The following is a 25,275-nucleotide window of genomic DNA, read 5'->3' as shown; positions in this document are numbered from 1 at the left end:
ATATACTATATATACAATTTAAGGAGGTGTTTAATTGAATATAGTTATTAGTAATTCAAGTGGCAAGCCAATATACGAACAAATTACTACACAAATTAAAAGTATGATTATAAGTGGAGAGTTGCCAGAAGGTACTGCTCTTCCAAGTATGAGATTATTAGCAAAAGAACTTAGAATAAGTGTAATTACTACAAAACGAGCATATAGTGATTTAGAACATGATGGATTTATTGAAACAGTTACTGGTAAAGGTAGTTTCGTATCTGGCAAAAATATGGATTTTGTTAAAGAAGAACAACTTCGTTTAATCGAAGAATACCTACAAAAAGCAGTTGATACAGCTCAAAGTAGTGGCATTACATATAATGAGTTACAAGATATTTTACTTTTATTATATAAGGGAGAATGATAATTATGGACGCAATAACTATAAAAAACCTAAACAAAGTTTACAAAAATTTTGCATTACAAGATGTATCTTTTTCAGTACCAAAAGGCTCTATAATGGGATTTGTAGGTGAAAATGGTGCAGGAAAAACTACTACACTAAAATCAATTTTAAATTTAATATCTTATGATAGTGGAAATATTGAAATCTTTGGCCTTGATAACATAAAAAATGAAAAAGAAATCAAAGAACAAATTGGTGTCGTATTTGAAGGAAGCAACTTTCATGAGAATTTAAATACAAATAATATCTCAAAAATTATGAGCCATATCTATAAAAACTGGGATGATAGACTATTTAAAGAATATTTAAAACAACTAAGAGTTCCAAATAATAAACTAATTAAAGAATTTTCAAAAGGTAATAAAATGAAACTTAGTATTGCTGTAGCTTTATCTCATAAACCAAAGTTATTAATATTAGATGAAGCAACTAGTTCACTTGACCCTATTGTAAGAGAAGAAATATTGGATATATTCTTAGATTTTATACAAGATGAAGAACATTCTATTATTTTATCTTCACATATTACAAGTGATTTAGACAAAATAGCAGATTATATTACATTTATACATAAGGGGAAAATTGTATTTAGCGAAAGCAAAGATGAATTAATCGATACTATGGGTATCTTAAAATGTAATTCTAATGATTTTGCTAAACTTACAAATGAAGATTATTCATATTATCGTAAAAGCCAGTTTGGATATGAAGTACTACTTAAAGATAAGTATAAATTTATTACAAAACATCCAAACCTTATAGTTGATAATACATCAATTGAAGAAATTATGTTATTTTATGTGAGAGGTGATAAATAATGAAGGGACTAATTTTAAAGGACTTACTTAATTTAAAAAGCAATATAAAATTTCTAATTTTATTTATGATTGTATTTGGATATATCTCTTCTGTTGGAGATGGAAATAACAGTAGTTTTATAGGTGTTATTATAGTTTTATGTACAACAATGATTGTTTCAACATTTTCATATGATGATTTAAATAAATGGGATAGCTATGTACTTACAATGCCTATCAAACGTGACACTATTGTATTAAGTAAATATTTAACTATGTTAATATTTAGCTTTATAGGTGTATTTTTTTCACTTATTATTAGCATTGTTAATGGATATTTTAAAAATACACTTGTTTTAGATGATACTTTAGTTATTACAGGATTAATTTTATCAATTTCAGTATGTTTTGCTAGCCTTATTTTACCACTTATTTATAAATTTGGTACAGAAAAAGCTCGTTTATTAATGATTGCATGCTTTTTACTTCCTACTGCTGCAATATTAGGATTTAAAAGTCTTTTGGAAAGATTTAATTCAAGTATTTCTATTGAAATTATACTTAATACTTTAGTTTATTCTCTTCCATTTATTGCGATTTTATTATTTGTAATTTCATATTTTATTTCTACAAAAATTTATTGTAAAAAAGAAGTGTAAAAGATATTAACACTAGTTTTATATTTAAGTGGTTTTATAAAAGATTTTATAAAAATACTATCAGGGTAAAATTTGATAGTATTTTTGTTTTTTATGAATTTATTTCTACTAGGATTTTTGTTTTTTTATTATTTATTTATTCAGTAACATCCTATTATTTTCTAAATATACTGATATAATATAATTATCTGATAAATTTAGTTGACAATTATATTTTTAGGAGGGTACACATGTTAGGACAAAGATGTATGGATTATTTACAAACATTAGGAAAAATAAGTTCAACAACAACAGGACTTACAAGACTTATATTAACTGATGAGCATAAAAAATCGATTGAATTAATAAGTTCTTGGATGAAAAATTTGAATCTTGATATTGAAATTGACGATATTGGAAATATTATAGGTACATATAAATCTAATTTCTTAAACGCACCTACATTAGTAGTTGCATCTCATCAAGATAGTGTAAAATGTGGAGGTATATTTGATGGAATGCTAGGAATAATTGTTCCTCTAATTGGACTTGAAGAATCTATAAATAATAATAAGTCTTATCCATTTAATATTAAATTAGTTGCATTTGCTGAGGAAGAAGGAACAAGATTTGAAACATCTCTAATGGGAAGTAAAGTTTTTGCTGGTACTTTTAAAGAGGAACTACTCAAATCTGTTGATGAAAATGGAATTACGCTTGAAGAAGCTGTAACAAAATTTGGATTTGATACTAAAAATTTAATAAATTTACACCCTAGAAAAGATATTGATGCTTATTTAGAATTCCATATCGAACAGGGACCTGTCTTAGAAAACAATGCTCTTCCTGCTGGTATTGTTTCAAGTATTACAGGATTTAAGAGTTTTAAAATATCAGTAAATGGCAAATCTGGCCATGCTGGAACACTCCCAATGGATATGCGATTTGATGCTGGATGTTGTGCTTGTGAATGTGTATTATCAATTGAAAATATAGCTAAGATAACGCCTGATTTAGTTGCTACAGTTGGAAAGATGAATTTCTATCCATCATCATCAAATGTAGTTCCTGAAAGGGTTGATTTTACTCTTGACGTCCGCTCATGTTCACAAGAAACTCTTGATACTTCAGTAATAAAAATATTTGATGAAATAACTCGCATATGTCAAAATAGAAAACTTAATTATACAAGTGAACTCTCTTTTGAAAATGTTCCTGTACCATGTTCTGATAAAATGACAAAAGTTATAGAAAAAAGTTTTGTGGATTTAAATCTCAACCCATTTTATATTTATAGTGGCGCTGGTCATGATGCTCAAGAAATGGATAATATAACTGATATAGGCATGGTATTTATAAGATGTACTGAAGGCATAAGTCATAATCCTAATGAAAATGTTACTGTGAATGATTTAGATATTGCAGTAAAAATATTTTTAAAAATACTAGATAATCTTAATCTAAAATAATTTTACGATAATACTCTTCATTCTGATGTATAAAAAAAGAAAATAAACATGAAAAAGGTAGCAACTAACTCTAATTGCTACCTTCTAATTCTATTTATATAAAAGTTGATTTCTCATCAATAATATCACATCTATCATTTCCATTAGATATATGTCTTACTTATAATTATACATTCTATTCGTAATTATCTCATTTTAAATAATATATATTATACAGTAAATATTTTTCTAATAATGACAATAAATATTCAAATTATTTTTAATATCTCCATTGATTTTTATCTATTTACCTTAAAAATATAAAGGATACCAAAGCTGATATCCCTTATAAATGTTATATATTCATTTTTTATTATAGTTCCAATTTAATATTCAACTTAACTCATAGAGTTAGAAAATTCCTCTCCTGCTGTAACAAGATTAGATAATAATACATCAGCCAGTGCATCATTAGCTGAACTTATTATCCATTTATTATCTTTCTTAGTACATTCAAACTCTACAGTTTTTGTTACAAAAGTTTCTTCAACACTTTTTTGCTTTTCTTTCATAATTGACACTAACATTTCAGTTGTTTTCTCATCTGTTAAATCTTGACCTGAAAAACTCATGCCAAGCATCTTTGTAAATGCTTCAGCCACTATTTCTTTAAGTAATGGTGTTGAATCTACAAACTTACACTCTACTTGAATTTTTGCATTATTATCTTTAATCTCACTGTCTTTTATTGTGTATGTTATTTTAGATGCATTATGTTTTAGATAATCTAAAACATACTGTGTACTTGGGTCTTCTGTTTCTAATTCTTTTAGTATATCCTTATATTTTTCATCATTATTTTCCATAACTTTGTTCATACCTTCAAAGTCAAATTTCTTTGCACTACTAAAAAAATTATTGATTGTATCTTCTGGTTTTGCACTTGAACATGCTGTCAAAGATATTGCTAATAAAAAAGTTGTTAAAAGTAATATGATTTTTTTCATATCTCAAATCCTCCCTCTTAATTTGTTGATACATAAATTATTTTAACATATAATGAGGATTTTTAATAATATATTTAGAATATTTATGACTTTTATCAAAACATAAATCTAGATTAAAAAATATTTATATTAAATTATTATTCATATTTACATCAGTCATAGTAGAAACCATAACAGCCTTTATAGTATGCATTCTATTTTCTGCCTCTTCAAATACTTTTGAATACTTGGAATTAAATACCTCGTCAGTAACCTCTAATTCTGATAATCCAAACTTTTCATAAATTTCTTGACCAACTTTAGTTTCTAAATCATGAAAAGCTGGAAGACAATGTAAAAATATAACATTTTCATTTTCAGTTTTCTTTATCATATCCATATTCACTTGATAATCTTTAAGTTGATTTATTCTCGCTTCATATTGTTCTTCTTCTCCCATAGAAACCCATACATCTGTATATATAACATCAGCACCCTTTACATCATCAATATTTTCAGTTAACAATATATCTCCTTTAGACTTTTTAGCTATTTCTTTCATATCTTCAACTAACTTTTCATTTGGCCAAAGTTCTTTAGGAGCAAGCGCTACAAAATGAATTCCCATTTTAGCACATCCTATCATCAATGAGTTACCCATATTATTTCTAGCATCCCCAACATAAACAAATTTAACTTTATTTAAATCTTTATCTACATTTTCAATTACTGTTAGAAAATCTGCAAGTATTTGAGTTGGGTGATATTCATCTGTAAGGCCATTCCAAACAGGTACTCCAGAGTATTTTGCTAAACTTTCAACTGTTTCCTGTTTAAATCCTCTAAATTCTATACCATCATAAAATCTTCCTAAAACTTTTGCTGTATCGGATACAGATTCTTTTTTACCCATATGGCAGTCATTGGGTCCTAGATAAGTTACATGAGCACCTTCATCATGAGCAGCCACCTCAAACGAACATCTAGTTCTTGTTGATGTCTTCTCAAACAATAATGCTATATTTTTACCTTGCAATAAATCTCCTTTTATACCAACCTTCTTCTTAGTTTTTAAATAACTAGATAAAGTTAATAAATATCTAATTTCCTCTTTTGTAAAATCCTTTAATGTTAAAAAACTCTTTCCTTTTAAACTTATATTATTCATATTGATTTTCCCCTTTTTGTAAATTTATTTAAATGCTATAAAATTTTTAGTTTCATATATTTTTATCTACTCTAATTCTCACCCTAACAATGAATCTTTTAATAACTTAATTATCTTCTAGTAATATATCTTTTAAAATTTCAAGAGCTTCATTTATCTCCTTGTAGCTAATAGTTAAAGGTGGTAAAAATCTAAGTACATTCTTTCCAGCAGTCAAAATAAGTAATCCTTTTTTTCTAGCTTTTTCTTCTATAGTGCTAGATTCAATAGTAGTTTCGATTCCTATCATCAAGCCCATACCTTTTGTCTTTACTACGATTGTACTATTAAAATTTTCAATAGATTTTCTTATATAATCTCCTTTTTCTAACACATCTTCATAAAATCCTTCTTTAGATATTTCATCTAACACAACAGAAGCTGCCACCATAGCTAATAAATTCCCTCCAAATGTTGTACCTTGGTCTCCTTTCCCTAAAACTTTTGAAAATTTTTCATTTACTAATACTCCTCCTATTGGTATCCCTGCGCCTAAACCTTTTGCAATTGTAACAATATCTGGTTTTACATCAAAATATTCATATCCAAAAAGTTTCCCCGTTCTTGCTATGCCACATTGAACTTCATCAAATATTACTGCTATGTCTTTTTCTTTACATATTTTTACAAGTTCTAAAATATAATCTTTTTCAAGAACATTAACTCCACCTTCACCTTGAACTGCTTCAAGAATTACTGCACAAACAGTTGAATCAATATTATTTTTAAAATCTTCAATATCGTTTTTTTCTACATATTTAAATCCTTCGGGAAGTGGATAAAAATATTTATGATACTTATCCATACCAGTTGCCATCAAAGACATCATTGTTCTACCATGAAAAGAATCCTTTAAACTTATGATTGTCCCTCTTCCTTCACCATATTTATCACTACTGTACTTTCTTGCTATTTTAAAAGCAGTTTCATTTGCTTCTGTTCCAGAGTTACAAAAATATACTTTATCCAATCCACTTATATTAATTATTTTTTCTCCTACAGACAATACTGGACCATTGAAATATAAGTTTGATGTATGTAATAATTTGTCCACTTGCTCCTTTAAAGCAGTTTTTAAATTATTATTACTATATCCAAGAGAAGATACTCCGTATCCGCTTGTAAAATCTATATATTTATTGCCTTTAGTATCAAAAAAACAACTACCTTCGCCATAGTCTATAATAAAATCAGGTTGGCTATATGTATTTATGAAATATTCCTCCCATTTTGAAACTATATTATTGTTATTTATCTTCATTTTTATCATCCTCACTTAAGTTTATAATCTTTTTTATATTTAACTTATTTTCTTATTCATTTTCTTTTCTTATTAATGTGCCTATTCCACTATCAGTAAATAACTCTGTTATTATAGAATGAGGAACTCTTCCATCTAAAATATGGACTCTATTTACCCCATTATTCAAAGCGTCTACACATCCATGTATCTTAGGTATCATGCCACCAGTAATTATACCTTCATCAAATAGCTTATCAACATCATCTAGTATAACTTCTGTTATCAATGACTTTTCTTCATCTGGATCTCTTAAAAGACCTGGCACATCAGTAAGAAGTATCAGCTTATCTGCATTTAATTCTTTAGCTATAGCTGATGCTGCTGTATCTCCATTTATATTATAGGTCTCACCATCTTCTCCTACTCCAATAGTTGCAATTACTGAAATATAGCCTGATTTCAAGCAAGATTCTATAAGTTCAACATTTACTTTCTTTATTTCTCCAACAAATCCTAGTTCATAATTTTTATATGGGTCACATAAAATCATATTATTATCTATCCCACAAAGCCCTACTGCTTTTCCGCCTTTTGTATGTATCTTGTTTACTAAGTCTTTATTTACCTTTCCAGCTAAGACCATTTTTACAATTTCCATAGTTTCTTCATCTGTATATCTAAGCCCATTTACAAATTTACTTTCTATATCTACTTTAGCAAGCATTTTATTGATTTCTGCTCCTCCACCATGTACTAAAACTATATTTATTCCAACATAACTCATAAGTACAAGGTCTTCCATAACAGACTCTTTTAAACCATCTTTTTTCATTGCACTTCCACCATACTTAACTACAATAGTTTTGCCTTGATGCTTTTCTATATATGGTAAAGCTTCTATCAGTGTATTTGCTTTTTCTATATCAATCATTAAGCATTTCCTCCTAGTTTCTATAACTTCCATTTATTCTTACATAATCATAACTTAAATCACATCCCCATGCATTTCCTCTAGCATTTCCCATGTTCAAATCTACTAATATACTTATTTCATCATCTTCAAGAATTTTTTTCGCTTTTTCTTCATTAAAATCCAACCCATTTCCCTGTTTACATACTTCTATATATCCTTTCATGCTTTCAAAAATAATATCTACTTTTTCCATATCTATTTCTTCACCCGCATATCCTAAAGCACACAATATTCTTCCCCAATTTGCATCAGCTCCAAATACAGCTGTCTTTACCAAGGAAGAAGATATAACTGTTTTTGCTAACTTTACTGCATGTTCTTCACTTAGTGCTCCATTTATATAGCATTCAATTAATTTTGTACATCCTTCTCCATCTTTAGCAACAAGTTTAGCAAGTTCTATACAAACATATGTAAGCGCACTTAAAAATACTTGATAATGTTCATCTTTTTCATCCATTCTCTCATTTTTCGCTTTTCCATTTGCCAAAATCATTACCATATCATTAGTACTTGTATCTCCATCTACACTAACTCTATTAAAACTTTTATCAACTGCACTTTTTAGAGCTTCTTTTAAGAGAACGCTATCGATATTTGCATCTGTCGTTATAAATCCCAATGTTGTTGCCATATTAGGATGTATCATTCCTGAACCTTTTGCCATACCTCCAATAGTTATTTTTTTATCTCCATACATTATTGCTACTGCTATTTCTTTCTTTATAATGTCAGTTGTCATAATTGCTTCTCTTGCTCCAATATGACCTTGTTTACTGAGATTACTTACTAACTCATCCATATTTTTTTCTATTAAATCTATATTTAGTGGTTTTCCTATAACACCAGTAGATGCAACCAAAACATCATCTTCTTTAATATTTAATTTTTCACTAGTAAATTTAGCCATTTTATATGCGTTTATAAGACCTTCTTTTCCATTAAATGTGTTAGCATTAGCACTATTGACTATAATCGCTTGTGCTTTTCCATTTTTAATATGCTCCTGTGTTACATAAACTGGATTTCCTTTAACTTTATTTTGAGTAACTACTGCTGCTGCATCACATAAAATATCTGAATAAACTAAAGCTAAGTCCCTCTTTTCTTTATTTTTTCTTAAGCCACAGTGAATTCCTGAAGCAACAAACCCTTCTGGAACTGTAACTCCACCTTTTATAATCTCCATTTTTATCCTCCTAATTATATGAGTTTAGTATTTTTCTATTCCTAAAATGCTGGTGCAATATGCTTTAAGCCTGTAGTCTCCTCAATTCCAAACATTATATTCATATTTTGTACGGCTTGCCCTGCTGCCCCTTTAATCATGTTGTCTATAGTTGAACAGATTATTAATGTATCTTTATTTTCATGTACTGATATTACACATTTATTTGAATATACAACATTTTTTAAAGAGGTTATCTTATCTAATGGGAGTATTTCTACAAATTCTTTATATTCATAATAATCAGTTAATTTTTTATGTATATCACCTATAGATACATTATCTTCTTTTATGCAGTATATAGTTGATAGTATCCCTCTATTTACTGGAATTAGATTTGGTGTAAAAACTACATCTACATCTTCTTTATACGCTTCACTTAGATTTTGTTCTATTTCTGGAGTATGTCTATGTTTTCCTATTTTATATGCAGTTATATTCTCATTAACTTCTGTAAAATGACTACTTGTTGATAACTCTCTACCAGCTCCTGTAAGACCTGATTTAGAATCAATTATTATATTATTATTTTTTATTAATTTAGAACTTAATAATGGCATCAATGGTAAAGAAATACTAGTAGGATAACATCCTGGATTTGCAACTATATCAGCACTTTTTATATCTTCTTGATATATCTCACTTAATCCATATACAGCTTTTTTGTGCAAAATTGTATCTATAAAAGATACTCCATACCATTTACTATATATTTTTTCATCTTTTATTCTGAAATCAGCACCTAAATCTATGACTTTCTTTTTAGATTCAATTGCTTTTATTGCAAACTTTTCACTTACACCATGTGGAAGAGCAGTAAATACAACATCACACATATCAATTACTTTTTCGTTTTCTATACATGTCATACTGTTTTCATAACCTATACTTGGGTATATATCAACTATGTTTTTGCCAATGTATGAATTTGAACCTATAGCTGTAACTTCTACTCCTTCATGATTTATTAGTAATCTTAGTAATTCTACACCAACATATCCAGTTGCTCCAATAATTCCAGCTTTTATTTTGCTCATTTTATTTCCTCCGTTTTATAATTATTTTAAGAATATTTCGAATTATTTTTTTAAATTAATATTATTATTTAATAATCATTTGATAATATATAAGTTTAAAACTATCTAACTAACAATAAAAAGCCCCTTAGCATTATAATGCTAAGAGGCGAATTTCCGCGGTACCACTCTTATTGGTAAAATTACAATTATAATAATTCTTATGAATTAAAAAGTATTTGCAAATGTATATTTAAAATTAAAAAAGCCTCTTGGTCAAAGACCAAGAGACGAATATACACCCGCGTTACCACTCTAATTGATAAGATAATCTTACCCACTCTAATCTCTTAAGGCGAGACTCACCAATTACCATACTACTAATTCTGGTAACTTCCTCCAAAGCTCTATTCACAATAAAATTCATTACTAGGCTTCCACCATCCCTAGCTCTCTATCAAATCCTTTTATGCTACTTTCTTTTTCATAGGATTTCAATTTCTTTTCTTGTTGTTTTATATAATAATTTATTTTTAGTAGTTTGTCAATATTATTTATAAATTTTTGGAAATTTTTTCTAGGTTGTTAATTTCCACCATTTTGTATCCGAGTTACGATATAACTTAAAACCACATCTTAATAAAACATTTTGTGAATCTGTATTGTAAGCATCAGTTTCAGCTATCACAGAAGAAACATTTGGTTGACTTAATCCCCAGCTACATATCTTTTTAATAGCTTCTGTCATATATCCTTGTTTTTTATAATCCTCACCTAATCCATAACCAATCTCAATTTCACCATAAGAATTTGGCACATCTTTAAAATCGGCTAATCCTATAATTGTACGGTTTTCATTTAACATAATAAACCAAAATGTATAAAACAATATATTTTTTTCATCTTTTTTAGCAATATTTAATTGTCCTTTTACAATATCATAAAAAAAACCAGTCATTGGTTCTGCACAATAAATGAATTCTAATTCCTTTTCTAATTCTGAATTATTGGAAGTCCAAAGTTCAAGTTGACGAAGTGATAGTGGAATTAGAGTTAATCTTTCTGTTTTTAATATCATTTTTTCTCCTTTTAAGAGAAAGACTAAAATTGTTATCAAAGAATTCTTAATCATACACAACAATAGTCTTTCTGCTGATTTTCTTTTTAATCTGATAAAAGCTCATCTATCACATGAAATTTCATTTATTAGTTCTATTAGTTCTATATTTTCTAACAGGCTATAAAGTATATTAGTATCATAAATTTTACTACTCAATATCTTTTTTTATTTCTACAACATCCTCAATTTTACAATTGTAATTATTGAAAATAAAATTGATGGAAATTAACTGATAAAAGTATCATTATTAATTCAACACAGTTGAACAACAAGTGAGAATACATATAGATTTGTGTAAATATATATACATTCTAGCTTGATACTATATATGTGATAATTAGTTGCATAATATCGAGAATGATCTATATTTTTATAAGTTTAAGAATTATTTTTTAGAGAGTGTATTCCATTTATTAATACTTTAGAATCTATTTTTAAATATCTAGAATACATCCAAACAATTGGACTACGAAGCCTACCTCTAGAGCAAACAATTATTATCTTTTTACTATTGTTATCGCTAATAGATAGAAGCCTATCTTTTATTTTTTTACGATTTTTTATTAAACCATATAAGACAACAATTCCTGCGATGGGTTTATTCCTGTGCAGGAAGTCATATTCTTTTTCATTAATAACAGAGATATTATGTTCTAATTTGGCTATACTACCATATTCTATCGATGTACGTACATCAACAGTTACTTCATCAACGATTTCACTATGTTTTATTAGATATTGTGGACATAATTTTTTCATGTATACATCTAAAGTCTGCATAAGTATCTCTCCTTAACTCTTTGCATAATATATTAATTTATTATACTATAAGCAAGTTCACCTTTACAGTTGTTTATTAATATAAATTTATAATTATTATAAAAATATCTTAAATATATCATAGGATTTATATGAAGCTTTTACAATTTAGTGTTAAAATCACACTCCTTTAGGTTGAATGGATAGCACAAATAGTATATAAAAAACATTGATACATACACATATAATGTTAATATAAGTATATGGAGAATAAATATAGAAGAACTCAAACAACAGCAAAGGATACTACTATTAATGAAAAGCTTACAATAGATTTAAAATTACTTCCTTTCTTTTGAAATTTTCAAATAAATGAAATTATTCCTTCCCATGTAAGAAAGTGACAAAACTAATTATTAAAAGTTAATTACAGTCAAAAATATCTAAAAACAATACACAACCATCTTGTTGCAATGTTTAGTTATTCTGTAAAATATTATAATTTGACTAGTGAATAAATATACTAACAATAGCAGAACATTTATGACATGAAAAAATTGAAACAACATGGAATGTATATTCTCATTTATGTCCAAACAAACACCTAAAAATTGCACAAAAACTAGAAGATTTAAATTTATATCTTATTTTAATTAAGTTTTAAAAACCTTTACTATCTAAAAATTTTTCAATTTTTTTCTCAGAAAGTATCTCATTAGTTATAAATTCTCCATTGAAAAAAAGACTATATGTAGTAAATGGTGCAGGAGCATTTTGTGCTTCTTTTGCTGTTTCAAATTTTATAAGATTTACTTCAACACCTCTAGCATTCGCAATTTTTTTTAAAATAGGAGCATATTTTGCAGTATGTGGACACTGATTACTGTAATATAAAACTATCCCATTCTCCTTTGATTTACTTTGTTTTACACAATCTTTAAAGCATGGAATAGGTGCATTATCAGTAAATGGAAAATACAATAACTCATAACTTGGTTCTGATGTATCTGCCAGATAAAATCCTTTATATTTTAAATACTTAGAATCAGATAAAAATGGTAGCTTTTTTTCAGATGAAAGTACAACTAACCCATATTTTCCTTTTGACTTTGCATCATCAATGCATTTTTGTAGTAATAAATTAGAGTATCCTTGTCCTTTAAATTTTCCAGATACCCAGAAACAATTAATATACATATAATTATCTGCAGTAATAGGACACCATGCATTTTCTGCTGGTATATATTCTATAAAAACTTTACCTCTTTCATCTAATCTTTTAAATACAAGACCTTTGTCAAAATTACTTTTCATCCAATATTTTTTAGAAGAAACACAGTTTTCTCCCTTTTTTTCAGTAATTGCACAACATACATGTTCATTATCAATATTGTTTGAATTTATATCTATAATCTGCATATTACCTCTCCTTCTCTCTTTACAAAATAGTTTTCATATATATACTATATCTTTAATTGTACTATTATATATATGACACTTATATGTCATATATATTTTCATTTTATATTAAATTATTTCAAATTTATCATTATTATTAAATTATATGTAAAATTAAATAAATTTTTATGTTCTAACTATATTATATATGGATTGTTTTATTAATCACCTTTAAATTCAAATTTAATAAAACAATTTATATTGAAATAAATATATTTAAGGTATATAATTATAAGAAAAATTTTTAATAATAGAGGTGTTGTTTATAATGTGTGAAAAGTACCTAATAAGAGAATTAAAAGAACCTGATATTAGAAGTGCATTAAATTTAATTTGGAATGTATTTGAAGAATTTGAGTCTCCAGATTATTGTGCTGAAGGAATTAAGTCATTCCATGAATTTATAGAATATAACTCTATTATTGAAAAAGTCAAAGAAAAATCTATTTTCTTTTGGGGCTGTTTTGATTGTGAAAAGTTAATTGGGGTTTTAGCTATCAGAGACCTAAATCATATATGTATGTTATTTGTAGATAAAAATTATCACAAATGTGGTGTTGCAAAAAAATTAATGGCTATAGGTGTAAAGTATTGTACTGAAAACATAGATGATTTAACTGAAGTAACTGTAAATTCATCCCCTTATGCTGTTGAAGTTTACCATAAATTAGGATTTAAAAATACTAATGCTGAACAGATTGTCAATGGTATACGTTTTACTCCAATGAAACTATCAATATCAAATTAATTTAACAAAGAAATATATCAAAAGCAAATCCACTTAAAGTTTTTAAAGTTGATTTGCTTTTAGATTAAATTTTTAAAGTACACTATTTTTCTTTAAGTTTTAAGTAATATACTTCGAAAGAATCTTCTAGCAAAGACATTAATATTTATTTTTTTACTTCTTATTTTCTAATCCAATCTATTAATTAAATCAACTATATTATAATTTATTGATATATATGTAATGTTGATTATTAATTCTATCATTTACATTAATATTTAGCGATATATTTAGTCATACTTTTTATGAATACCTAATAGTACAGTATCAACAGTGTCAGATAGACTTTTTATGGCTTCTTCTGAATCTAAAAGAGCTTTTCCAAGTTGCAAAGTTGAATATCCATGAATCACACTCATCAACAAATTTAATACTTCATCTATATTCTTTGTTCTTAAATTACAAGAAAGAATAAGTTTTTCTAATAGCGATTTATATTCTTCAAATATCTCTGATGTTTCTTTGTTCCCATGCCAAATAGCCCATTGAATTGTTTCATAAACCCCAGGATGAGCAATTATAAAATTAAAATATGCAATACTTACAGACTTTATAGCTGTATCTCCAGAATCACCAATAGCAACTTTCTCCATCTGTTTATTCATTTTCCTCATACCATTATGAGCAACCTCTCTCAACAAATCATCTAAGCTTTCTATATGATTATATAAAGAAGGTGTACGTATACTTAGTTTTTCTGCAACAACTTTTAAAGAAAGCTTGTTAAGCCCATCTTTATCAGCTATATCAGATGCTACCTGTATTACTATATCTCTACTAACACGCATGATTATACCTCTCTCAACTAAAATTAATTACTTTATTAGTTTAACTAATCTAATTAGCTTCGTCAACAATTAAGACTTATAAAAAACTTTATATTGAGTGCAATGTTGACAATTTAATTTTAGTTTAATATAATACTAACTATATTAGTATTATAACTAATTAAATTAGTATTATAGGTAATTAAATTAGAATATTACAGTATAATTTTATAGTTTAATAGATACTATATATTAAACTGAAGGGAGATTTTTATGGAAAAGAAATATTTTCAAATTCATGGAATTCCTTCAATTCTTTGGGGAAATCCTTCAAACAAATTGTATATTTATATACACGGACAATGTGGTTATAAAGAAGAAGCCGAAATTTTTGCTAATATCGCTGTTAATCATGGATGGCAGGTTTTAAGCATTGATTTACCTAAACATGGAGAACGTAAAGAAGAAAACATTTCGTTTGACCCATGGAATGTTGTTCCAGAGTTATTAGCTATAATGAAATATGCAAAATCTAATTGGAATCAGATTGCATTATATGCAAATAGTATTGGTGCATGGTTTAGTATGTTAAGTTTTGAAAATGAGAATCTGGAAGAGTGTGTTTTTGTATCTCCAATTCTCGATATGCAACAACTTATTTCTAATATGATGTTTTGGGCAAATGTATCAGAAGAACAACTTAAACATGAACTAATTATTCCAACTTCATTTGGTCATACACTTTCATGGGAATATCTGCAATATGTCAAAAAACATCCTATTACTAAATGGAACACTACAACAAGAATACTATATGGTAAACATGACGAACTTACAGAACTAAGTGTGGTAGAGAAATTTACACGCCATTTTAATTGTAATTTAACAGTTATAGCAAACGGGGAGCATTGGTTTAATACACCAGAGCAATTAAAAGTATTAAATAAATGGACAAATACTTTATTTGAGTGAAGATAATTTCATTATTACTATTTATCTCTAAATTAGAATAATTATTCTATCAATTCACTTTACCTTAATATCATTAAAATAAGCGATAATAAAGTTAAAATTATTCCAACTAGCACAATATTATTCAACATTTTAGAACTTATATTCTTTTTCATATAAACTTACCACCTTAATATTCTTATTTATATATACAATAATATTTTTATATTTTAATCAATATTTTTTTATTGAAAAACAATAAATTATATATTATAATCAATAATATAACTTATATTAAGGAGATGGTATTTAATGATTACAAGAATTTTCAACAATATTCTATCAGTATTTCTATACTTTATACTAGTAATTTTAAGTGTATCTGGTATACTATTCATGTGTATGATACCTATGTTTTTACATGATTTTAACCTTGAAAAATTATTTATTTTAGTAGTTAGAATAATGTATTTTTCTAACTATTTCATAGTTATTTTATTCCTAACTTTTATAATTAATAGCAATAAATACTCACCTTTTATACTTGAAAATGTTAAGAGATTTAAAATAATGGGATATTGCTTATTGATAAATACTATAATTGAATGTATCAATGGTTATAGTTTGAATACCAGCAATATAAGAATTTTTGGAACTGATAATGGAGGAATTTCACCACTTATGGTCATCTCTTTTATCTTTTCACTAATGTGTTTTGTAATTGCTGAAACATTTAATAAAGCTATAAAAATAAAAGAAGATAACGATTTAACGATATAGAGGTGATATTATGGCAATTATAGTTAATCTAGATGTAATGATGGCAAAAAGAAAAATATCACTTAAAGATTTGGCTGAAAAAATAGATATTACAAATGCTAATTTATCAATTTTAAAGACTGGTAAAGCAAAAGCTATTAGATTCACCACTCTAAATGAAATTTGTAAAGCTTTAGACTGCCAACCAGGTGATATACTTGAATATGTAGAAGATGATTAAGAAAAGAGTGTCTAAAACACTCTTTTTGATTATCACCTATAGCCTTTATTATTTTACTTGAAAATTTAGACATGTTGTCAAATCTTTTTCATGTGTACTAATGGGTATTAAATTAAATAGACTTTATTTTCTAGAAAACCCTTTTTAGTTTTATCTAGTTTTATATTAAGATATCTTAATATAAAACTCTTAAATATATTTTTAAGACTAATAATAACCAAAGATGTTAACTAAAAAATATAATTAAATAGACATTACTATTAATCTATGATATAATAGTATTTGTGGTAATACACAATTAAATCAAGTATATCTTGATATAGGTTAATAGGAGTATTTTTAATGAATAATGGAATAGTGAAATGGTTTAATAATGAAAAAGGATTTGGGTTTATATCAATAGAAGGTGGAGATGATGTATTTGCTCATTTCTCAGCTATACAAACTTCAGGATTTAAATCATTAGAAGAAGGTCAACAAGTAAGCTTTGATATAGTTAAAGGCGCTAGAGGTCCTCAAGCAGAAAATATAACTATATTATAATATATAGATTTTTCGGGAAAGACTCTTTTGAGGGTCTTTTTTTATTGATAATTTAAGCAAAATTTTATTTAAATAAAAAAACTGACTGTCAGTTAAATGTCAGTCAGTTTTTTATAGTATTTTTACTCAAAAACTGATGGATTTGAGATTTTTAATAATTAATCATACTTATTAATATATAAACTTTACTCGTATACAGAATATCTCTTCCAGATTTGCTCTAAGTCATCGAAGTGCTGTTTAATATCTTCTTTTTCTTTCATACCAACAGAGATTGCAAGAGCATTTGAAATACTAAGTGCTGGAACTAGTGAATCTACAAATGAAGCCATATTACTCTTAACCAAAAGAGTATTGTCTGCAAGTGCTGCTACTGGTGCAAATAAACTATCTGTTAATGAAATTACATGTGCTCCTTTTTCCTTAGCATAATTGACAATTTGATAAGATTTTTTTGAATAACGTGGGAAACTAATTGCAACTATAACATCTTCTTCGTTTATTCTTACAATCTGTTCAAATGCATCTCCCATATCCATTCTAATTATATGGACATTATCAAGTATTATATCTAAGTAAAAACCTAGGTATTGAGCTACTACAAAAGAACTTCTCATACCAAGTATATATATTTTTCTTGCCTTTAAAAGTTTATTAGAAGCTTCCTTAAATGCTTTTTCATCAATTTCTTCTAATGTTGATCTTATATTATCTATATCACTCTTTAAAACTTTGTTCAATATTGCAAAATCATCAGAATAATCATGTGCCATTTCAACTCTTTGTACTGTAGTTAATTTATTTTTTATGAGTTCTTGAAGTGCAGCTTGTAATTTTGGATACCCACTATAGCCTAGAGCATTTGCAAACCTTACAACAGTAGATTCACTCACTCCTACAGTTTCACCTAATTTGCATGCAGTCATGAATGCAACTTTATCATAATTATTCAAAATATATTGTGCTATAAGTTTTTGCCCCTTACTTAACCTCGTGTATTGAGATTGTATATTTGATATCAAATGTTTACTATCTTTCATTTCATTTGTTTCTTCCATTTTTTTCTCCTTTTAGTTATATAAACTATTTTCTTTTTATCACTACTAATATTTTTTCTAAAAATTTTATTATTTTAGTTTTTATCTCAGCTTCTTAAACTCATAAAATTCTAACTTTTCTGTACCTTATACTTCACATAGTATTTTCGATTAAATTTATTATACCATCTTTCCTTGCATTTTTTAAGATTTATTCAATATTTCTTTTAAAATTTTCAATTTTTACTCATTTAAAAGTTAAATATTTTATTTTGCATATTTAAGCACATTACTTACTTCAAAAGTAAATTATCATATACTTATTATTTAAAGTGTTTTTAAAAGGTTACAATATATATATTAACTCTTAATAGAATCTTGTCAAGTTTTTTTTAGTGTTTATTGTGATTTTTTCTTTTCAATTAAAATCAATTGTGGTGGGTTATTGACTTGATTTAAAAATTTAGATTCTAAAACATTAAATTCATCTTGATTTAAATTATTTACAAAATTATATATACTATCTTTTTCTTCTTGCCCTCCATCATGTCCTGTATATATAGCAATACTTATTATTCCATTTTCTTTTAATATTTCTAAGCTAGACTTTATAGCTTTTAAAGTTGTATCTGGTTTAGTTATAATTAGATGTTTTGCTCTTGGAAGATATCCTAAATTAAATAAAACACATGAAACTTCTTCTTTTACATATTTATCGATATTTTCATGACCATCAAGTATTAATTTTACTCTATCTATATATCCTTCTTTTTCTAATTTTTTTCTTGTAGATTTTAGAGCTTCTTCTTGTATATCAAAAGCATATACAAAGCCTTCTTCTCCAACCTTTTCAGCCAAATACTTTGTATCATAACCATTTCCCATGGTAGCATCTATTGTTACATCACCTTTATTAATAATATTTTCTAAATAAAATTTATTTATATCTGTAATTTTAGTTAAATGTTTTGCATATGCCATAATATTATTTCTCCCTACTATTAACTTCATTTCATTTTCATGTTATTTTATTGATTTTAAATATTTTATTTCATCTTCTGTTAAGTATCTATATTCACCAACTTTTATATCTTTTAATACTATTTTCCCTACAGAAATTCTTCTTAAGTTTAAAACTGGATGATTTATAGCCTTACACATTTTTCTTACTTGTCTATTTCTTCCTTCATGTATAGTTATTTCGCATACTGAATAATTCTTTTCTTTATTTTCCTTAGTTACTCTGATTTTAGCAGGTGCTGTTGTATAATCTTCTATTTTTAGTCCTTTTTCAAAATTTTTTATTTCATCCTTATTTATAATTCCTTTTACACTTGCCACATAAGTTTTATTAATTTCATGTTTTGGATGAGTAAGTTTATATGTTAAATCTCCATCATTAGTAAGTATCAAAAGCCCACTTGTTTCATAATCTAACCTCCCTATTGGATATACTCTTTCCTTTACATCTTTTAATATATCTATTACACTTGCTCTATTAAACTGATCTTTTACAGTAGTTATATAACCTTCTGGCTTATTCAATACTATATAGACATAATTTTCGCTTGGCTTTACTGCTTTATTATCAAATTCTACTATATCTTTTTCTTCATCAATATTAAAAGATAGCTCTTTTACTATATTTCCATTTACCTTTATTCTTCCTTCAAGAATGATTTCTTCTGCTTTTCTTCTAGATGCAATTCCACAAGAAGCTATATATTTATTAATTCTCATACATAATCCTTTCTTATCTTAAATTATATGTTATTTAATATTTTTATCAACATTAATTTTGTTACATTATTATACTATACTAGACCTTAATTAAAAACAAGCCAAAAAATTATTTAATTTTCCTAAATAATTGTAATTTCTTTTCACATACTATTAATATGTAATAGCTGATTAAACACTATTTTAAGGAAGTGATTATTATTTCAAAAGAAAATGTAAAATATTATTTAATGGTCGTGTTTATTGGAATTTTATTTTTTAAGTTTATTAATACTCCAGCAGATTTTATATCTAGCATTGAAGGATTATTAAGTTTTTTTAGTCCATTTTTACTAGCTATTTTACTCGCTTTGCTTTTAAATCCTCTTGTAATGCTTTTTGAAATAAAATTTAAAACACATAGGCTTTTATCCATTTTTTTATCTTATATATTGATAGGTATTATTTTAGCTTTTGGTATTAGATTACTAATTCCTTCAATAGCCAATACATTAAATAGATTAATAAATGAAATGCCTATCTACAGTGATTATATAGATAATTTTATAGAAAAAAATATGTCAAACATAGATTTTTTAAAAGCTCTAATTCCTCATATACAACACAGCTTAGATAATGCATTAAAAGAAGCTAGTAATTTTATTAGTAGAATTCCTAAAAACTTTTTAATCTATACACTTAGCATATCATCTATGCTATTTAGTATGGTAATGGGCTTTATATTATCTATATATATTATATATGATAAGGAAAAAATTGCATTAGGATTTAAAAGATTGCTATATTCTTCTACTGCTAGAAACAAAGCTGATGACATTATAGAATTTTTTAGAACTACCCATGATATTTTTTATGATTATTTAATTGGTAGAATTTTAGACTCTCTCATTATTGGTATAATTGCATTTATAGGATTTCAATTTATCATTCGAATAGAAAATGCTTTATTTTTAGCTTCAATAATATTTTTAGCAAACATAATACCTTATCTAGGGCCATTTATTGGAGCTATACCTCCAGTAGCTATGACAATTTTATACAGCCCACAAAAAACCATATGGGTTATCATATTTATATTTATATTACAACAACTAGATGGAAATTTCATAGAGCCAAAGGTTATGGGCAATCAAGTTGGAATAGGAGCTATATGGATAATTTCTGCGATTTTAATAGGACAGTCTCTTTTTGGCTTTATAGGTGTTTTTCTTTCAGTACCTGTAGCTGCTGTTGTAAAAACTTCTATTGACAAATATATTGACAAGAGATTGCAATAAGCTTTATCTTTTATAATTTTAAAAATTAATTATTATCTATTACATTACTATAAAAAAATGAAATTAACTCTTGGCAAAGAATATATGCTAAAAGTTAATTTCATTTTCTGATACAAAGTCTTAATTGTTTATATGTAATACTTTACATTTACTGATTATTTGAGTTCTGAGAATTTCCACTACTATCTGACCCTCCACTATTTTCTGATGAAGGTGGAGTTGGTGTCGGTGTTGGATTGCTCGTATTTGGTTTTTCTTGATTTTGAGAAGAATCATTGTTAGTTACATCTTTGTTATTGTTTGAAGTTGTATTTTTGTTTTTGGAATTAGATTTATTATTTTTACTCTTTTCACTATAGGAAGATTTCTTTGCTTCTGATTCCACTCTATACCTATCTTCTCCAGCTGTGTCTTTTGCCTTTTTCTTTCGTTCTTCCTCTGCTTCATTCTGTTCTTTTTCTAATTTAGTCAATTCCTCTTTCTTTTTAGATGCTTCATTTTTAATAACAGATGAGCCGTTTTTAATTTTCTCTATAAGCTTAAGCTCTTTAATTGCATCCGTATAATTTGTAGCTTTTTCAAATTCATCCACATTTAGCATTCTCATAGATTGCATATACATAGCTCTTGCATTTTCATTAGCGCTATCTTCTTCTAATGCAGAGGATAATGCTTCCATAGCTTTTTTATAGTCATGTTTCTCTAAATATATTTTTCCTTGCTCAGTTGAACTTATTTCATCTTTTTTATTAAATGAACATCCTACAAGAAATATAGATAATATCGATATCAATAAAATTACTCTTCCTCTCATTAAATCCCTCCTTGTCATATACTTTAAATTTTATCATAATCAGGAAGTTTTTAAAATATTTTATATTTATTACAGGAAAATTGTTAATAAAACAGAAAATAAGTAGATATGACTTGAATAACTATAACAAACTAAAAATTAGTTTAAATCTATAGATATATTGTCTAATCTACTTATTTTAAAAATTAATATTTAATTCTTCTTCTATACTTCTAAAGATAATAAGTCTTCATAACTTTGTCTTTTACAAATTATCTTGTCATCTCCATCAAATACTGACACTACTGCTGCTCTTGGTATTTTATTATAATTTGAAGACATTGAATATCCATATGCACCTGTTGATGTTGTTATAAGTACATCTCCACTTTTTATATCCATTATATCTATATCTCCAATTAATATATCTCCACTTTCACAACATTTACCAGCTATTGTTACATGGTTCATAGTTTCATGGTTAATCTTATTTACAATACTGCATTCATAATTAGCTTGATATAGTGAAGGTCTTACATTGTCTGTCATACCTCCATCTACACTTACATAAACTCTAACATCTTTTATATCTTTTATTGAACCTACTGTATACAATGTACTTCCTGCATTTGCAACTATTGATCTTCCTGGTTCTATTACCAATGTAGGTACTTCTATTCCAAGTTCTTTACAAGAATTTTCTGCTTTAGTGATTATAGTTTCACAGAATTCTCTTATAGTTTTAGGTTTATCACCTTTACTATAATAAACACCTACACCTCCGCCTAAGTCAATTTCTGTCAGCTGTATATTAAATTTTTCTTTTATTTCTTTTACTAAGTTCATCATTATATCTACTGTATCTATGTATGGTTCTACATCAAATATTTGTGAACCGATATGAGCATGAAGACCTACCAATTTAATATTTGTATAATCATTCAATTTTTCTATTGCTCTAAACAAATCTCCATTTACTAAAGCAAAACCAAATTTAGAATCTATTTGACCTGTTTTTATATAATCGTGTGTGTGAGCTTCTATACCAGGTGTTATTCTAAAATATATTTCTTGAGTTTTCTTCTTCTCTTCACATAATTTTTCAATTAAATCTAACTCATAGAAATTATCTACTACAAACTTACCTACTCCCAAATCTAATCCCATATTTATTTCTTCTTCAGTTTTATTGTTTCCATGAAAGAAAACTTTTTCCATAGGAAAATTTGATTTATAAGCTGTATATAGTTCCCCTCCTGAAACTACATCCAAACACATCTCTTCTTCATTTATAAGATTACACATATAAAGAGGTAAAAATGCCTTACCTGCATAAGCAACTTTATTTTTTCCATCTTTAGCCTTAAAATATTTTATATATTCTCTACAGTTTTGTCTTACTAAGTCTTCGTCAAATACATATAATGGAGTTTGATATTTTTTACTAAGCTCTAGACAGCTTACACCTCCAATATATAATTCATTGTCTTTTACAGTCATAGTTCCATGAAGTTTCATAATATCCTCCCTAAGTTTTATATATTAAATACTTCTGCTATTTTCTCAATAGCTACTTGTTTATCATCAGAATTTATGGCACAAGTTATACGAATTTCTGATGTAGTTATAAGTTTTACCATTATACCATTTTCATTAAATATCTTAAATACTTTAGCAGCAACTCCAGAAGTATTTTTCATACCAAGACCTACTAAAGAGAATTTAGTGATGTTATTATCAATTACTACATGTTCTTCATTTGTATATTTAGACACTATCTTTTTGCACTCTCCTAATTCTTCTTTTGGAACTGTAAATGACACACTTATTTTATCTAAAATAGGTGCAGTTTGACTTATCATATCCACACTTATTCCCATAGTTGCTATATCTTCAAATAAACTAGATATATTTTCTACTTTAAAATCTTTTATTGTTATAGAACTATCATCATCACTAGTAGCTAATCCTGTTATTACTTTATCCTCTAATTTCATGTCTTTTCCCCCTCTTATATATGTTCCTTTTACTGTACTACATGTACGTCCAACATAAATTTCAACACCATATTTTTGTGCAAGTTCTATACTTCTTGAATGCATTACTTGTGCTCCTAAACTTGCTAATTCAAGCATCTCTTCATATTCAATCTCATCAAGTTTATTTGCCTTTGCATATTTTCTTGGGTCTGTAAAATAAATTCCATCAACATCTGTATATATCTCACATTTGCCATTTAATTTAACTGCAAGAGCTACAGCAGATGTGTCTGAACCACCTCTTCCAAGAGTAGTTACATCACCATCTTCATTGATTCCTTGAAATCCAGTTACTATTACAACATTCCCTTCATCTAAACTATTCTTTATTCTATTTACATTTATATCGTCAATTTGAGATTTTCCATGAAGTCCGCTTGTTTTTATATTTAATTGATAAGCATTATAGCTTATGGCTTTACAACCAAGTGCATTTAATGCTATTGATAATAAAGATGCTGAAATCATTTCTCCAGTAGACATTAAAGCATCTAGCTCTCTTTTACTAGGTTCATTACTCAATTCTTTTGCCAAGTTTATATATTCATCTGTTGATTTTCCCATAGCAGATACAACTATTACCATTTGTGGATTTTCTTTTCTTCTTTCTATTATATTTTCTGCAATTGACTTTATTTTGTCAGTATCTGCAACTGAACTTCCTCCATATTTTTGGACAATTATACTCATGCTTTTTCCCCCTCAAGCTAAATTTTGATAAATAAAAACGCCCAAAGGTATACTTTGGACGTGTGAACTTCATAGACCAAGTAACCTTGTAGCTCACCACTTTAAAAGTGACAGCCTTATGCATATTCTGCATAAGTCCAGAAAATCTGTTTGTCAACAACTTTTCTTCGGCTATAGACCCTTTCATCAATCATCAACACTTACCAGCTACTATTGATTACTCTTGAATATAGCTACCTCTACCCTAGGCTCATTATTATTAATTAATTTATTAATATAGTTTTATCATATTCTATATAATATTGCAACAATTTTTTTACAAAATGT

At 26.8% G+C, this 25,275-nt stretch carries 26 protein-coding genes, 1 riboswitch and 1 other annotated feature; of the genes, 10 read left to right on the top strand and 16 right to left on the bottom strand.

Going from position 1 to position 25,275, the window contains the following annotated elements:
* Positions 1 to 34 precede the first annotated feature (34 nt).
* The 4 genes from IC213_RS03960 (at position 35) to IC213_RS03945 (ending at position 3,355) form a co-directional block, all read left to right on the top strand.
* Complete coding sequence (locus tag IC213_RS03960; protein ID WP_227435065.1) at positions 35 to 409, top strand: GntR family transcriptional regulator; 375 nt, start codon at positions 35 to 37, stop codon at positions 407 to 409.
* Positions 406 to 1,269: an ABC transporter ATP-binding protein gene (locus IC213_RS03955; RefSeq protein WP_227482608.1), complete on the top strand. Its 864-nt coding sequence runs from the start codon at positions 406 to 408 to the stop codon at positions 1,267 to 1,269. The genes IC213_RS03960 and IC213_RS03955 overlap by 4 nt, the downstream gene beginning before the upstream one ends.
* Entirely contained in the window at positions 1,269 to 1,907 is a 639-nt protein-coding gene (locus tag IC213_RS03950) for an ABC-2 transporter permease (RefSeq protein WP_227435062.1), read from the top strand. The genes IC213_RS03955 and IC213_RS03950 overlap by 1 nt, the downstream gene beginning before the upstream one ends.
* Before the next feature lie 230 nt (positions 1,908 to 2,137).
* A complete protein-coding gene (locus IC213_RS03945; RefSeq protein ID WP_227435060.1) occupies positions 2,138 to 3,355 on the top strand; it encodes a M20 family metallo-hydrolase in 1,218 nt (405 codons plus the stop codon).
* 377 nt (positions 3,356 to 3,732) lie between these two features.
* On the opposite strand, the gene IC213_RS03940 is transcribed toward IC213_RS03945, so the two are convergent.
* From IC213_RS03940 to IC213_RS03900, 9 genes are all read right to left on the bottom strand, one after another.
* Positions 3,733 to 4,341 (bottom strand): DUF4878 domain-containing protein, encoded by a 609-nt coding sequence (locus IC213_RS03940; RefSeq protein ID WP_227482605.1) that lies wholly within the window; start codon positions 4,339 to 4,341, stop codon positions 3,733 to 3,735.
* A gap of 124 nt (positions 4,342 to 4,465) precedes the next feature.
* Complete coding sequence (gene argF / locus IC213_RS03935; RefSeq protein ID WP_227435057.1) at positions 4,466 to 5,488, bottom strand: ornithine carbamoyltransferase; 1,023 nt, start codon at positions 5,486 to 5,488, stop codon at positions 4,466 to 4,468.
* A gap of 106 nt (positions 5,489 to 5,594) precedes the next feature.
* Entirely contained in the window at positions 5,595 to 6,788 is a 1,194-nt protein-coding gene (locus IC213_RS03930) for an aspartate aminotransferase family protein (protein WP_255612864.1), read from the bottom strand.
* Positions 6,789 to 6,840: 52 nt separating this feature from the next.
* The gene (gene argB, locus IC213_RS03925) at positions 6,841 to 7,701 is read right to left on the bottom strand and encodes an acetylglutamate kinase (RefSeq protein ID WP_227845742.1); all 861 of its coding nucleotides are present in this window, start codon (positions 7,699 to 7,701) and stop codon (positions 6,841 to 6,843) included.
* A gap of 13 nt (positions 7,702 to 7,714) precedes the next feature.
* Positions 7,715 to 8,932 carry a bifunctional glutamate N-acetyltransferase/amino-acid acetyltransferase ArgJ gene (gene argJ, locus IC213_RS03920; protein ID WP_227435055.1) on the bottom strand — a complete coding sequence of 406 codons (1,218 nt, stop codon included), beginning with the start codon at positions 8,930 to 8,932 and terminating at the stop codon, positions 7,715 to 7,717.
* Between the two features lie 41 nt (positions 8,933 to 8,973).
* The gene (argC, locus tag IC213_RS03915) at positions 8,974 to 10,008 is read right to left on the bottom strand and encodes an N-acetyl-gamma-glutamyl-phosphate reductase (protein ID WP_227482604.1); all 1,035 of its coding nucleotides are present in this window, start codon (positions 10,006 to 10,008) and stop codon (positions 8,974 to 8,976) included.
* Positions 10,009 to 10,270: 262 nt separating this feature from the next.
* Positions 10,271 to 10,484, bottom strand: a binding site (T-box leader).
* Between the two features lie 80 nt (positions 10,485 to 10,564).
* On the bottom strand, positions 10,565 to 11,065 hold the full coding sequence (locus IC213_RS03910) for a GNAT family N-acetyltransferase (RefSeq protein WP_227855353.1): 501 nt from the start codon (positions 11,063 to 11,065) through the stop codon (positions 10,565 to 10,567).
* A gap of 420 nt (positions 11,066 to 11,485) precedes the next feature.
* Complete coding sequence (locus tag IC213_RS03905; RefSeq protein WP_227435051.1) at positions 11,486 to 11,887, bottom strand: hypothetical protein; 402 nt, start codon at positions 11,885 to 11,887, stop codon at positions 11,486 to 11,488.
* A 639-nt stretch (positions 11,888 to 12,526) separates the two neighbouring features.
* Positions 12,527 to 13,285, bottom strand: a complete 759-nt coding sequence (locus IC213_RS03900; RefSeq protein ID WP_227835981.1) for an N-acetyltransferase — start codon at positions 13,283 to 13,285, stop codon at positions 12,527 to 12,529.
* Positions 13,286 to 13,592: 307 nt separating this feature from the next.
* Here IC213_RS03900 and IC213_RS03895 point away from each other — a divergent pair, with 307 nt between their 5' ends.
* Complete coding sequence (locus IC213_RS03895) at positions 13,593 to 14,072, top strand: GNAT family N-acetyltransferase (RefSeq protein ID WP_227835980.1); 480 nt, start codon at positions 13,593 to 13,595, stop codon at positions 14,070 to 14,072.
* Between the two features lie 269 nt (positions 14,073 to 14,341).
* On the opposite strand, the gene IC213_RS03890 is transcribed toward IC213_RS03895, so the two are convergent.
* On the bottom strand, positions 14,342 to 14,899 hold the full coding sequence (locus IC213_RS03890; RefSeq protein ID WP_227435043.1) for a TetR/AcrR family transcriptional regulator: 558 nt from the start codon (positions 14,897 to 14,899) through the stop codon (positions 14,342 to 14,344).
* A 252-nt stretch (positions 14,900 to 15,151) separates the two neighbouring features.
* Between IC213_RS03890 and IC213_RS03885 the strand changes: the two genes are divergently transcribed.
* From IC213_RS03885 to IC213_RS03870, 4 genes are all read left to right on the top strand, one after another.
* Entirely contained in the window at positions 15,152 to 15,850 is a 699-nt protein-coding gene (locus tag IC213_RS03885) for an alpha/beta hydrolase (protein WP_227862760.1), read from the top strand.
* A 291-nt stretch (positions 15,851 to 16,141) separates the two neighbouring features.
* Positions 16,142 to 16,609, top strand: coding sequence for a DUF2975 domain-containing protein (locus IC213_RS03880; protein ID WP_227835979.1), 468 nt, complete (start codon positions 16,142 to 16,144; stop codon positions 16,607 to 16,609).
* Positions 16,610 to 16,619: 10 nt separating this feature from the next.
* A complete protein-coding gene (locus IC213_RS03875) occupies positions 16,620 to 16,829 on the top strand; it encodes a helix-turn-helix domain-containing protein (RefSeq protein ID WP_227435037.1) in 210 nt (69 codons plus the stop codon).
* Positions 16,830 to 17,171: 342 nt separating this feature from the next.
* Positions 17,172 to 17,372: a cold-shock protein gene (locus IC213_RS03870; RefSeq protein WP_021384215.1), complete on the top strand. Its 201-nt coding sequence runs from the start codon at positions 17,172 to 17,174 to the stop codon at positions 17,370 to 17,372.
* 185 nt (positions 17,373 to 17,557) lie between these two features.
* On the opposite strand, the gene IC213_RS03865 is transcribed toward IC213_RS03870, so the two are convergent.
* The 3 genes from IC213_RS03865 to IC213_RS03855 all read right to left on the bottom strand — a co-directional run bounded on the left by IC213_RS03865 (position 17,558) and on the right by IC213_RS03855 (position 20,149).
* Positions 17,558 to 18,430 (bottom strand): MurR/RpiR family transcriptional regulator, encoded by an 873-nt coding sequence (locus IC213_RS03865; RefSeq protein WP_227435034.1) that lies wholly within the window; start codon positions 18,428 to 18,430, stop codon positions 17,558 to 17,560.
* 378 nt (positions 18,431 to 18,808) lie between these two features.
* Complete coding sequence (locus IC213_RS03860; RefSeq protein ID WP_227862759.1) at positions 18,809 to 19,390, bottom strand: tRNA (mnm(5)s(2)U34)-methyltransferase; 582 nt, start codon at positions 19,388 to 19,390, stop codon at positions 18,809 to 18,811.
* Positions 19,391 to 19,432: 42 nt separating this feature from the next.
* Positions 19,433 to 20,149, bottom strand: coding sequence for a pseudouridine synthase (locus IC213_RS03855; protein ID WP_227482596.1), 717 nt, complete (start codon positions 20,147 to 20,149; stop codon positions 19,433 to 19,435).
* A 191-nt stretch (positions 20,150 to 20,340) separates the two neighbouring features.
* Between IC213_RS03855 and IC213_RS03850 the strand changes: the two genes are divergently transcribed.
* A complete protein-coding gene (locus tag IC213_RS03850; RefSeq protein WP_227862758.1) occupies positions 20,341 to 21,426 on the top strand; it encodes an AI-2E family transporter in 1,086 nt (361 codons plus the stop codon).
* A 148-nt stretch (positions 21,427 to 21,574) separates the two neighbouring features.
* Here the strand turns inward: IC213_RS03850 and IC213_RS03845 are convergent, their stop codons facing one another.
* From IC213_RS03845 to IC213_RS03835, 3 genes are all read right to left on the bottom strand, one after another.
* Positions 21,575 to 22,240, bottom strand: a complete 666-nt coding sequence (locus IC213_RS03845) for a hypothetical protein (protein WP_227435027.1) — start codon at positions 22,238 to 22,240, stop codon at positions 21,575 to 21,577.
* Positions 22,241 to 22,444: 204 nt separating this feature from the next.
* Positions 22,445 to 23,737: a diaminopimelate decarboxylase gene (gene lysA / locus IC213_RS03840; RefSeq protein ID WP_227860404.1), complete on the bottom strand. Its 1,293-nt coding sequence runs from the start codon at positions 23,735 to 23,737 to the stop codon at positions 22,445 to 22,447.
* A gap of 17 nt (positions 23,738 to 23,754) precedes the next feature.
* A complete protein-coding gene (locus IC213_RS03835) occupies positions 23,755 to 24,948 on the bottom strand; it encodes an aspartate kinase (RefSeq protein WP_227435024.1) in 1,194 nt (397 codons plus the stop codon).
* Between the two features lie 81 nt (positions 24,949 to 25,029).
* A riboswitch (Lysine riboswitch) is annotated at positions 25,030 to 25,198 on the bottom strand.
* Positions 25,199 to 25,275 lie beyond the last annotated feature (77 nt).

Source organism: Clostridioides sp. ES-S-0049-02 (assembly GCF_020658465.1).
In the GTDB taxonomy this organism is placed as follows: domain Bacteria; phylum Bacillota; class Clostridia; order Peptostreptococcales; family Peptostreptococcaceae; genus Clostridioides.
Note: the sequence above shows the minus strand (reverse complement) of the source record. Positions and strands in the feature narration are given on the sequence as shown.